The following is an 11960-nucleotide window of genomic DNA, read 5'->3' on the forward strand; positions in this document are numbered from 1 at the left end:
AACCCATGCGCCTGGCCGCGCCCGATCCCGGCTGGACCGTACGGGCCGATGTCATCGTGGTCGGCTCCGGCGTGGCCGGCCTGACCGTCGCGCTGCGGGCCCGGCGGGCCGGCCGGGTGTTGTTGGTGACCAAGGGCCGGCTCGACGAGGGCTCCACCCGCTGGGCGCAGGGCGGGATCGCGGCCGCGCTCGACGAGGGCGACAGCCCCGAACAGCACCTGCGCGACACGCTCGTGGCCGGCGCCGGGCTGTGCCTGGAGGACGCGGTCCGGGTGCTGGTCACCGAGGGCCCCGACGCGGTGCGCCGACTGATCGACACCGGCGCCGAGTTCGACCGGGGCCCCGACGGCGACGTGCTGCTCACCCGCGAGGGCGGCCACCTGCGCAACCGCATCGTGCACGCGGGCGGCGACGCGACGGGGGCGGAGATATCGCGCGCGCTGGTCGCCGCGGTGCACGCCCTGCCCGACATCGAGGTGATCGAGAACGCGCTCGTGCTCGACCTGTTGAAGGACGAGAGCGGGCGGGCCGCCGGGGTCACGCTGCACGTGATGGACGAGGGCGCGCGCGACGGGGTCGGCGCCGCGGTGGGTCGGGCCGTCGTGCTCGCCACCGGCGGCATGGGCCAGGTGTTCTCGTCCACCACCAACCCCTCGGTGTCCACCGGTGACGGGGTCGCGCTCGCGCTGCGCGCCGGGGCGGAGGTCACCGACCTGGAATTCGTGCAATTCCACCCGACCGTCTTGTGGTTGGGCCCGAACGCCGAGGGACAGCAGCCGCTGGTCTCCGAAGCGGTCCGCGGCGAGGGCGCGTACCTCGTGGACGCGGCGGGCGTACGGTTCATGACCGACCGACACCCGCTCGGCGAACTCGCCCCGCGCGACGTCGTGGCCAAGGGCATCATGCGTCGGATGGCCGAGACCGGCGCCGAGCACATGTACCTGGACGGCCGGCACTTCGGCGCGCAGATGTGGAAGCACCGCTTCCCGACCATCCTGGCCGCGTGCCTGGCGCACGGGATCGACCCGGTGACCGAGCCGATCCCGGTCGCTCCCGCCGCGCACCACGCGAGTGGAGGGGTCCGCACCGACCTGCACGGCCGCACGAGCGTGCCGGGGTTGTACGCCTGCGGGGAGGTGGCCTGCACCGGCGTGCACGGCGCCAACCGGCTCGCCTCCAACTCGCTTCTGGAGGGCCTGGTCTTCGCCGAGCGCATCGCCGCCGACCTGGCCAGGGAACTGCCGCCGTTCGCCGAGCCGGTCGCACCGAGCGCACCCGCGGGGCTGCTGGGCGAGGCGGTGCGCCTGCCGCTGCAACGCGCGATGACCTCGGGCGCCGGGGTGTTGCGCAACGAGGCCGGGATGGCCGCGACCGAGGCCGCGCTGACCGGCCTCGCGGCGCGCGCCGGCGACGATCCGTGCACGTCGACGTGGGAGACCACCAACCTGCACCTGGTCGCGAGCGCGCTCACTCGTGCCGCGCGGCTGCGCGAGGAGACGCGCGGCTGCCACTGGCGCGAGGACCACCCCGACCCCGACGACACGGCATGGCGCGGCAATCTGGTCACGACGCTGCGCGATGGCGAGCTGCGGGTCGCCTATCAGGCCCACGAACCGAAGGAGTCCACCGAGTGAGCACCGACCAGCTGTCCGCCGACCTCACCGCGCGCCTGGCCGAGGCCGGGCTCGACCCGCTCGCCGTCGCCGCGCTCGTGGCCGCCGCTGTCGCGGAGGACCTGGCCGGCGGCGTGGATGTCACCTCGGTGGCCACCATCCCGGAAACCGCGCGCGGGCACGCCGACTTCACCGCCCGCGCCGCGGGTGTGGTCGCGGGCCTGCCGGTCGCCGAGGCGGTCCTCGAACTCGTCTGCGGCGCCGACCTGGTGGTCACCCGGCACGTCTGGGACGGCGACGCGGTGGCGCCCGGCACGGTGCTGTTCGGCGCCGAGACGGGCACCCGCGCGCTGCTCACCGCGGAGCGGGTGGCGCTGAACCTGCTCTCCCGGCTGTCCGGGGTGGCGACCGTCACCCGCGCGTGGGTGGACGCGGTCCACGGCACCGGCGCCGCGATCCGGGACACCCGCAAGACCACGCCGGGTCTGCGCGCGTTGGAGAAGTACGCGGTGCGCTGCGGCGGCGGGGTCAACCACCGCATGTCGCTGTCCGACGCGGCGATGGTCAAGGACAACCACGTCGTCGCCGCGGGCGGGGTCGCGGAGGCGTTCAAGGCCGTGCGGGCGGCGTTCCCGGACCTTCCGGTCGAGGTCGAGGTGGACCACCTCGAGCAGATCCCGCCGGTCCTGGAGGCGGGTGCCGACCTGATCCTCCTGGACAACATGAGCACCCGACAGATGCGCGAGGCGGTGGCCCTGGTCGCGGGCCGGGCCCGACTCGAGGCCAGTGGCGGGCTCACCCTGGGGACCGCCCGGGAGGTCGCCGAGACCGGTGTGGACTACCTCTCGATCGGCGCGCTGACCCACTCCGCCCCGATCCTGGACATCGGTGTGGACCTGCGCGCCTGAGCGACCGGTACCGTTCACCGGATCAACCGTCCCCGCTCCTCCCGCCCTCCCGAAGCCGCGCTCCGTCCCCCACGGCCCGAGCCAGAACACCAAGGACGCCCACGATGTTGCTCACCATCGACGTCGGTAACTCGCATACCGTGCTCGGCCTGTTCGACGGTGACGAGATCGTCGAGCACTGGCGCATCTCGACCGAGGCCCGGCGGACCGCCGACGAACTCGCGGTCGTCCTCGCGGGCCTGCTCGGCCAGCACCCGCTGATCGGCGCCGAGGGCATCGACGGCATCGCGATCTGCTCCACCGTGCCGTCCGTGCTGCACGAGATGCGGGACATGGTGCGGCGCTACTACGGCGACATCCCCACGGTCGTGGTCGAACCCGGGGTCAAGACCGGCGTGCCGGTCCTGATGGACAACCCCAAGGAGGTCGGCACCGACCGGATCATCAACGCGCTCGCGGCCGTCAAGCTGTACGGCGGCCCGTGCGTGGTGGTCGACTTCGGCACCGCGACCACGTTCGACGCGGTCAGCACCAAGGGCGAGTACGTCGGCGGCGCGATCGCCCCCGGCATCGAGATCTCGGTGGACGCGCTGGGCGCCCGCGGCGCGCAGTTGCGCAAGATCGAGCTGATGCGCCCGCGCAGCGTGATCGGCAAGAGCACGGTCGAGGCGATGCAGGCCGGCATCCTGTACGGCTTCGCCGGCCAGGTGGACGGTGTGGTCAAGCGCATGGCGGCCGAGTTGTCCCCGGACGACCCGGACGCGGTCACGGTGGTGGCCACCGGCGGGCTGGCCACGCTGGTCCTGGGCGAGGCGTCGGTGATCGACGTGCACGAGCCGTGGTTGACCCTGATCGGGCTGCGGATGGTGTACGAGCGCAACGCGGCGGTCTGAGCGCGGGCCGGGCCCGGATTCGCCGTCCAAGTCGGAAAAACACAAGCATGAAATAAGCAGGATTGTCCGGCTCGCCGCATACAGTGCGTGGTATGCCGACGCCACATGGTGACCAGGGGATGGCCTTCAGCGCGCACGAGGTGCGGGTGCTGCGTCGGGCGCTGACCGTCGCGCTGCGCGGCGGGCGCGACTCGGTCGACTTCTGGTTGCTGGGCCGGGCGATCAGCGAGGCGCACGACGAGCGGGAGCGGCTGCGTGTCTTCATGTCGGCCGAACTGCGCCGCTATCGCGCTGCGTTGCCGGGGAGCGCGGCCACGTTCCTGACCTGCCTGCGCAACGCCGTGGACGAGATCGCGCACGTGCCGTCGGCCGAGGACCTGGCCGCGCTGCGCACGGTCGTCGACCTCCCCTGCGGCCCCCACGAACGGGCAAGCCGCGCGGCCCTGTTGCGCCGCTGCACGCACTTGGCCGAGGCCGCCCTCGAACAACGCCTCACCGCCCGCGCCCACCGCCGAGCCGCCGCCGAAGCCGACCGCGCCACCCGCCCGGACCCCCTCGACATCCTCATCCCGGGCCGCGCGACAGCCGCTCCGCCTCCGTCGCGCCCGACGGCCGGCACCACTCGACCCACCCCGCCCCCCGCGCCGGCGCAACCCACGACGCCGGAGGTCGAGGCGCACGCACCGGCCGCGCCCGAGCCGGCCGCCGTCGAGCCCGCCGCGACCGAGCCCGTCGAACCCGCAGCGCCGAAGCCGGAAGTCGTCGAGCCCGAGGCAACCGAGCCCACCGACCCGGAGGCCACCCGATCGGAGCACCCCGAGCCGGAAGCCGCGGGACCCGAGGCGCACGAGCCCGAGACCAGGGCCCCCGAGGTCCGGGAACCCGAAGCCCACGGTCCCGAAGCCCACGAGCCCGAAGCCCACGGTCCCGAAGCCTCGACTCTCGAACGCGAAGCCCCCACACCGGAATCCACTCGCGAAGACGCACCGACAACGCCGCCGGCCGTCGACGTCCGGCCGACGGAAACCCTCTCCCAGGTGATCCCCCATCGCCGCCAAGGCCGCATCCTCGGTCAACTCCCCACCCCGGAAATCCTCCAGACCGGCACCGGCTGAATTCCGTGCTGTGGTCGGGTCGGCCTTGGGGGATCGTTTCCCACCGCCGCCTCGGCGACGTGGCCTCGACCCGGGTGGTCACAGGACCTCGTCGACCGCGGGGTCGTACGCTCACCTCGTCCGGTCGAGCCTGGGGGATCGTCGTGCTCCACACCTGTTCGTCCCGTGCGCGAGCCCTCGTGGTGATCGTCGCCGCGTTCGTATTGCTCGGCGCCGGTGCCGCGGTGACCCCGGCGCGCGCCGCCGGACCGACCCTGACCCTCGGTTTCGTGTCCTCCCACATCACGATCAACGATGTCGTGGTGAACGAGGCGGCGCCGACCTCCGGGTTCGACCTGTGGCTGACCTCCTCCGGCGGCGCCGTCGAGGACGTGCGGATCCTGATCGACACGACACGCATGACCGACTACCACGTGGGCCTGCCGGAATGCGGCGGCGGGGAGAAGGAGGGCCTCCTCGACTGCCCCGTCGGCACGGTCGACGGCTATCGCGAACTGCCGCCGATGCGCGTCGGCACCCGCAACGGGCCGCGGGCTCCCGAGGAGCGATTCGGTCTGACGGTCGTGGCCGGCGACGGGCGAGTCCTCGTCGCGAAGACCGAGTTCACGGTGTCGAAGGACACTGCGCCGCCCAACGTCTACGGGCTGAAGAATCCCGTCCCGGTGCAGGCCGACGGGACGGTCGACGCGGCACCCATGTTCCGCAACCAGGACGACGAGGCCGTCGGGGACCTCGTCGTGCACATGCGAACGGGACCGGGCGTCGACTTTCGCGAGCGGTTCGGCAACTGCTACTACTCGTCCGCCGACGGCGCGGAACCACCCGAGGCCCTGTGTGTGGCCACCGGACCCTTCAGCGCCCAAACCACATATCGGCCGACGAGTCGCGTCGGCCTCGGCGTCGCGCAAGACGTCGTGCTCTCGCACTTCACCGTCGAGGTGCAGAACTTCGAGCGGCGAGACCTCGACGATTGGCTGGCTCGGCACGGTCGACCCCGTCCCGGCGACGGACCCGCGCTCGTGTTCACCGAGGTCGACAGGGTCGACGGCGATCTATACCGCCCCTTCAGCGACCCCTACCACCCCAAGTGGAACGAGCGGATGGACATTCGCTCGCCTCGGGCCGACTTCGTGCTGTCCGACGGCGTCGTCGTGTCCACCCATCCCGCCGGCATGGGCTCTTCGGCGACCTACGTTGACTTTTCCGTCCGAGTGCGGAACGTGAGCCCGGGTCGGGCCTACGGGCACCTCCTCGACCTGGCCGTGGACCTGCCTCCGGACATCGGGGCGGGCAGCAAGCTCTGTCGACCGCAGGGCCAGGGTCTCCGCACGTACACGTGTCAGGTGATCGCGGATCTGGCCGCCGGCGAGAGTGTCGACTACCGCATGCAGGTAGTGGCGGAACCCGGCTCGGGCGGCAGCGTGCGGGTGAGCACGGCGGGGGCGGGTCCGACGCCGGGCAATCACTCCGTGCGGATCGCCTTCCCCGTGGCTCCCGGGACTCCCCGGACCACTGGGACACCCGAGCCGATGCGGAGTGACGAGGCCGACCCGCCTCCGCCGACAGTCCCCGAAACCGGTGCCACCTCCACCTCCACCACCTCCGGCGGCCTGTCGACCACGGCACTGGCCGCCCGCTGGGCCGTGGCCGCTCTCGCGGTCGCGGCCGTCGGGTTCGTCGGGTACCGGCGCCACCGGGCGTCCCGCGCCGGCGCCGCGGGATCGCCCCGCCCGCCTGCCGAGTGACGGCCGGGCCTTCGGTCGGGGTGCCGGGGCGGCTCGCCCGGACCGGGGAAACCGGTTCGAGGGTCCGACGGCGGGTCGGTAGCCTTGTCCCGTGACCGAGCAGAGCGCAGCGCAGCCGCAGATCGACGACCTTCCCGAGCAGATGCGGGTTCGCCGCGACAAGCTCGACCGGCTTCGGGCGGAGGGGACCGACCCGTACCCGGTCGGCTTCCCCCGCACCACCACGGTGGGCGCGCTGCGTGCGGAGTTCGACGGTCTCGAAGCCGATGTGGAGACCGGGCGCCGGGTCGGCGTGACCGGCCGGGTCGTGCTGTACCGCACCGGCGGCAAGCTGTGCTTCGCCACGCTGCGCGACGGTGACGGCGACATCCAGGTGATGGTCTCGCTGGACGGCGTCGGCGCCGAGTCGCTGGCCGCCTGGAAGAGCGACGTCGACCTGGGCGACCATGTCGGTGTCGAGGGCCAAGTGATCACCTCCCGGCGCGGCGAGTTGTCGATCATGGTCGACTCCTGGGCGATCACGTCCAAGTGCCTGCGTCCGCTGCCGGACAAGCACAAGGGCCTGACCGACCCCGAGGCCCGGGTCCGCCAGCGCTACGTCGACTTGATCGTCAACGACGAGTCGCGGGCGATCCTGCGCACCCGCAGCCGGATCGTGCGCGCCATCCGCGAGTGGTTCGACGCCAGGGACTTCCTGGAGGTCGAGACGCCGATGCTGCAGCCGGTGCACGGCGGCGCCACCGCGCGCCCGTTCGTGACCCACATCAACGCGTACGACATGGACCTGTACCTGCGCATCGCGCCGGAGCTGTACCTCAAGCGCCTGGTCGTCGGCGGCGCCGAGAAGGTCTTCGAGATCAACCGCAACTTCCGCAACGAGGGCGCGGACTCGACCCACAACCCCGAGTTCACCATGCTCGAGGCGTACGAGGCGTACGGCGACTACAACACGGTGGCCACCCTCACCCGCGAGGTCTACCAGCACGTCGCGCAGGACGTGTTCGGCTCGCAGATCTTCCGCTACGGCGACCGCGAGGTGGACATCTCCGGCGACTGGCGCGAGATCACCGTCTACGGCTCGGTCTCCGAGGCGCTCGGCGAGGAGGTCACCCCCGAGACGCCGATCGAGGCCGTGCGCAAGCTCGCCGACGCCCGCGAGATCGAATACGACAAGTCCTGGGGCCAGGGCAAGCTCGTCCAGGAGATCTTCGAGGCGCTGGTCGAGCACACCTTGATCGAGCCGACCTTCGTCCGCGACTACCCGATCGAGACATCGCCGCTGACCCGCCAGCACCGCAGTGTCGCCGGCGTCGCGGAGAAGTGGGACCTGATCGGCTTCGGCATGGAACTGGGCACCGGCTACTCCGAGTTGGTCGACCCGGTCGAGCAGCGCCGGCGGCTCACCGAGCAGTCGCTGCTCGCCGCGGGCGGCGACGTCGAGGCCATGCGGATCGACGAGGACTTCCTGCGCGCGCTGGAGTTCGCGATGCCGCCGAGCGGCGGCGTGGGCATGGGCATCGACCGGATGATCATGGCCTTCACCGGTCGCGGCATCCGCGAGACGATCCTGTTCCCGCTGGTGAAGCCGACCACCGACTGATCGACTCGACGGGAGCCCCCTCGGTGACGGTTCGTCGCCCCCGAGGGGGCTCCTGTCGCATTTCCGGGCGCGTCACCCGTTCGTACGCATAGGGTCGGCCGCATGGAAGCAGCAGCCCCCGATCTCCGGATCTGCGTCGCCGGCGACTCGTTCGTACAAGGTGTCGGCGACCTCTCCGGCGGCGGATGGGTCGGCCGCCTCGCGGCCGAGTCCCGTCGCCGGGGCCGGCAGGTGACCGCGTACAACCTGGGCGTGCGGTACGAGACCTCGGCCGACGTCGCCGAGCGCTGGTACGGCGAGGCCGTACCGAGGATGCGGCACGCCGACGGCACCGGCATGGTCTTCGCGTTCGGCGTCAACGACGTGCGGATCGAGAACGGCCGCCGCCGGGTCGCCCACGCCGACAGCGTCGCCAATCTCGACGCGATACTGGACACCGCGACCGGCGCCCGCTGGACCTGCCTGGTGGTCGGCGCGCCGCCCGTCCCCGGCGAGCGGGACCACGGTGAGGCCGCGCTCGCGCTGGAGGACGCCTACGCCAAGACCTGCGCCGCGCGGGGCATCCCGTTCGTGCCGATACAGCGCGCGCTGCGCGAGGACCCGCAGTGGTGGGCCGGCATCGAGGCGTACGGCGACGGCGCGCACTGCGACGCCGTGGGCTACGCCAAACTCGCCGCGCTGATCGCCGACGGCGGCTGGTGGGACTGGTTGGACTCGCTGGCCCCGGGGCACTGAGCGCGGCGGCCGACCCGCCGCGCCCGTCGTCCGGTCAGGGCTTGACGCCCCGGCCGGTCAGCCACGTGTTCGGGTCCACGGCCGCGCCGCCGTCGGGGTGCACCTCGAAGTGCAGGTGCGGGCCGGTCGAGTTGCCGGTCGTGCCCACGTAGCCGATCACCTCGCCCGCGGCCACCGAGCCGGAGGTCTTGGCGAACCGCGACTGGTGGCAGTACCAGGTCCGGGTGCCGTCGGGGTGGGTGAGCACGATGCGGTTGCCGAAGGCGCCGGCCGGACCGGCGGAGGTTATGGTCCCGGCCGCGGCGGCGCGGATCGGGGTGCCCGAGGGAGCGGCGAAGTCCAGGCCGGTGTGCGTGTGTGCCCAGCGTGCGCCGCTGTTGCCGAAGCGGCCGGTCAGCGTGTAGCCCGAGGTCGGCAGGACCCACCCCGAGGCGGCCCGCTCCGCGTCCGCCCGCGCCGCCGCGGCCTCCCGCTCGGCCTGTTCGGCCTGCGCCGCGCGCTCGGCCTCCCGGGCCTGCTCCGCCTCGGCCTCCCGGGCCTGCTCCGCCTCGGCGGCCGCCTGCTCCGCCTCGCGCGTCTCGCGGGCCTGGCGGGCCGCCTCCGCCGACCCCGCCGCGTCGAGCGTCGAGCGCTCCTCGGAGCGGGCCGCGACGTCCGCGCCACGATCGGCGAGCCGCCGCGCCGTCTCCGGATCCGCGCTCGCCGCACCGGCCGCCCGCTTCCCGGTCGAGTCCGTCCCCGTGCCCTGGACACCGACGGTGACCGCCACGGCCAGCAGCGCGAGGCCGGAGACCACGACGACCGCCCGACCCGGACGCGCGCCGCGCAACCGGGCGCGGCGGTCGACGGGCGTGGCGGGGACTTCGGTGGGTGGGGAAGCGGGGGAGTACGGCACGAATACCTCGGGGTGTCGACGACGGGGCCGACACCAGTGGTAACAATCCGCCGCATATCCACCAAGTCGTAACGGAGCGGACACTACGCCACCGCGTAGTAGCAAAACCTGCACCCCACGCCAGGCCCCGATCCCGCCGAACCGACGGTCCCCGTTTGAAACCGGGCAAACTCGGACGAAGATCCCCCTACGACGCCGCATAGGAGGCATCGCGGCAGGCGTGACGCAGTTCACGGCCCGACGAGGTTTCCCGAAGGGCGGGACATGAATCGACTAGGCGAACTCGAAGCCCAGGTGATGCTCCGGATCTGGCGGCGCAACAGCCCCGCGTCGGTACGCGAGGTGCAGGAGGCACTGCTGCCCGATCGGGAGCCCGCCTATACGACGGTGATGACCGTGCTCGACAAACTGTTCCGCAAGGGACTGCTGCGCCGCCGGTTGGTCGGGCGGGCCTATCTCTATGAAGCGGTGCACTCGCGCGACGCCCATACCGCCGAGTTGATGCGCGACGACTGGATCTCCGGCGGTGGTCGAGCCGGCGCCCTGGTGCACTTCGTCGAGGGCATGACGCCCGAGCAGATCGAAGTGTTGCGCGACGCGCTGCGAGTCGCGCTGCCGTGAGCCGATTCGCGCGATCTTCGGCACTTCCCTGGGCTGATCGGGGGCCTTGTCAATTCGTTCGGCGCAATCCGCAGCGTCTTCGGGGAGCAACTCTGCGTAATCGTATTAATGATCTACGTAAGAAAAGCGGACTTCCGCGCGGTGGAACGGAAGCTGTGGAACGGAAAGTGGGCCGACATGATGCGAGCGAAAACCCGAGCGGGACGTGCCCTCGCGGCGGTCGCGGTCGGGGCGACCGTCGCGGTGGGCGCGAACCTGGCCGCGGTCGGTACGGCGACCGCGACCCCCGCGCCGCAATACCGGCCGCAACCGGCCGCGGCCGCCCACGCCGGCAATTCCGCCACCGATTTTTCCCGGACCTGGTACACGAGTGCGACGAGTTCGACCGGGACCCGATCGGCAGATTCGTACCCGGGCTCGTACGGCTGGACGTGGTGGTCCTCCACGCGCGATTCCACCCCTACCGACCGAACCGCCCTCGACGACGCCATGGCCGACCTGCGGGCCCGGCTCGACGGCCTGCGGGCGACGCTCGGCCGACAACTCCAGGGCTCGCGCGCCGACCTGACGAGCCGGTTGACCGGCGCGCTGCCGCCGGAGTCCACCAAACCGCCGCTGCCGACCCTCCCGACCAAGCCGGCCGTGCCGCCGTCGCAGCCCGTCGACGTCGCCGCGCCGCCGAAGCTGGAACTGCGCCGCGTGGCCGACCCGGCGCAGGCCAAGCCCGGCGACCGGATCACCCATACGGTGACCGTGCGAAACGACGGCGGCACCGAGGCGAAGTCGGCGATCGTGCGCAACGCGTTGCCGGCGGGCGTGAAACCGGTCGAATCCAAGCCCTCGCAGGGTGAATTCGACAGCGCCACCGGAGTGTGGAAGACCGGCGGGATCAAGCCCGGCGCCGAGGTCTCGCTGATTCTCGTGCTCACCGTGCCGGAAGGCGCGGCCGGATCCGAGATGATCGCGAGGTCGAGTTTCGTCAGCGCGCCCGGTGCCAAGCCGGTGATCCGCAACGCGTGTACCGACGACGCCGAGGCGGCCTGTGCGGGCACACGCGTGGCCGATTCCCGGACACGGTAATGGCCGGGGAAATCCGTCCATATCCGGCCTGATCACTCCACAAGGGCACGGTTCGGATCTCGGCACCGGATCTCGGCACCGCATGTATGAAGAACGTGTGGCCCGGGCGGTGGGAAACCTCGCCCGGGCCTTCGCGTGTCCATCCGGGTGTTTCCACCGCCACCGGGGCGGATCGGTGGTAAACCGGGCGGAGCGGCGACGCCTATCGTGATCGCGATAGCGTCAGCCCATGGAAGTGACGATCCGACGTGCCAGAACGTCCGATGTGCGGGCCATTCGGCGCCTTGTGGATGGGTACGTGGGGCTACGCATCCTTCTCGACAAACCCACGGTCACCCTCTTCGAAGACGTGCAGGAGTTTTGGGTCGCCGAGCGGGACGACAACAGCGAGGTGGTCGCCTGCGGGGCCCTGCACGTGATGTGGGAAGACCTCGCCGAGGTGCGCACTCTCGCGGTGGATCCGGCGTGTACCGGACGCGGCGTGGGACACCTCTTGCTCAGCAAACTTCTGGAGACCGCGCGTTGGCTGGGTGTTCGACGGATATTCTGCTTGACCTTCGAGGTCGACTTCTTCGCGAAGCACGGCTTCGTCGAGATCGAGGAGACACCGATCGACGGCGATGTCTACAGTGAACTGATGCGTTCGTACGACGAGGGCGTGGCCGAGTTTCTGGATCTGGAACGCGTCAAACCCAACACCCTTGGCAACACGCGGATGCTGCTCCATCTCTGGCAGTGATCTCGATCCGCGTAGA

The 11960-nt window shown here is 71.7% G+C and carries 11 protein-coding genes; 10 read left to right on the top strand and 1 reads right to left on the bottom strand.

The genetic code is table 11. The annotated features are described in order from the left end of the window. The first annotated feature begins 5 nt into the window (after positions 1-5). The 7 genes from ACWGR4_RS11045 to ACWGR4_RS11075 all read left to right on the top strand — a co-directional run bounded on the left by ACWGR4_RS11045 (position 6) and on the right by ACWGR4_RS11075 (position 8609). Positions 6-1634 carry an L-aspartate oxidase gene (locus ACWGR4_RS11045; RefSeq protein WP_452131610.1) on the top strand — a complete coding sequence of 543 codons (1629 nt, stop codon included), beginning with the start codon at positions 6-8 and terminating at the stop codon, positions 1632-1634. Further along, the gene (gene nadC / locus ACWGR4_RS11050; RefSeq protein WP_452131600.1) at positions 1631-2521 is read left to right on the top strand and encodes a carboxylating nicotinate-nucleotide diphosphorylase; all 891 of its coding nucleotides are present in this window, start codon (positions 1631-1633) and stop codon (positions 2519-2521) included. Before ACWGR4_RS11045 ends, nadC begins: the two co-directional genes overlap by 4 nt. Before the next feature lie 104 nt (positions 2522-2625). Next, a complete protein-coding gene (locus ACWGR4_RS11055; RefSeq protein WP_380033046.1) occupies positions 2626-3414 on the top strand; it encodes a type III pantothenate kinase in 789 nt (262 codons plus the stop codon). Positions 3415-3506: 92 nt separating this feature from the next. Further along, entirely contained in the window at positions 3507-4529 is a 1023-nt protein-coding gene (locus tag ACWGR4_RS11060; protein ID WP_452131599.1) for a hypothetical protein, read from the top strand. Between the two features lie 143 nt (positions 4530-4672). Next, a complete protein-coding gene (locus tag ACWGR4_RS11065) occupies positions 4673-6274 on the top strand; it encodes a hypothetical protein (protein WP_452131598.1) in 1602 nt (533 codons plus the stop codon). 91 nt (positions 6275-6365) lie between these two features. Then, positions 6366-7874 carry a bifunctional lysylphosphatidylglycerol synthetase/lysine--tRNA ligase LysX gene (lysX, locus tag ACWGR4_RS11070; protein ID WP_379999059.1) on the top strand — a complete coding sequence of 503 codons (1509 nt, stop codon included), beginning with the start codon at positions 6366-6368 and terminating at the stop codon, positions 7872-7874. A gap of 102 nt (positions 7875-7976) precedes the next feature. After that, positions 7977-8609, top strand: a complete 633-nt coding sequence (locus tag ACWGR4_RS11075; RefSeq protein WP_379999061.1) for a GDSL-type esterase/lipase family protein — start codon at positions 7977-7979, stop codon at positions 8607-8609. 34 nt (positions 8610-8643) lie between these two features. Here ACWGR4_RS11075 and ACWGR4_RS11080 read toward each other — a convergent pair whose 3' ends face one another. After that, a complete protein-coding gene (locus ACWGR4_RS11080; protein ID WP_452131597.1) occupies positions 8644-9504 on the bottom strand; it encodes a M23 family metallopeptidase in 861 nt (286 codons plus the stop codon). A 264-nt stretch (positions 9505-9768) separates the two neighbouring features. Between ACWGR4_RS11080 and ACWGR4_RS11085 the strand changes: the two genes are divergently transcribed. From ACWGR4_RS11085 to ACWGR4_RS11095, 3 genes are all read left to right on the top strand, one after another. Further along, positions 9769-10125: a BlaI/MecI/CopY family transcriptional regulator gene (locus ACWGR4_RS11085; RefSeq protein ID WP_379999065.1), complete on the top strand. Its 357-nt coding sequence runs from the start codon at positions 9769-9771 to the stop codon at positions 10123-10125. A gap of 177 nt (positions 10126-10302) precedes the next feature. Beyond that, a complete protein-coding gene (locus ACWGR4_RS11090) occupies positions 10303-11205 on the top strand; it encodes a DUF11 domain-containing protein (protein WP_452131596.1) in 903 nt (300 codons plus the stop codon). Between the two features lie 229 nt (positions 11206-11434). After that, a complete protein-coding gene (locus ACWGR4_RS11095) occupies positions 11435-11944 on the top strand; it encodes an amino-acid N-acetyltransferase (protein WP_452131595.1) in 510 nt (169 codons plus the stop codon). Positions 11945-11960: the final 16 nt, after the last annotated feature.

This window comes from Embleya sp. NPDC055664, from assembly GCF_053618075.1.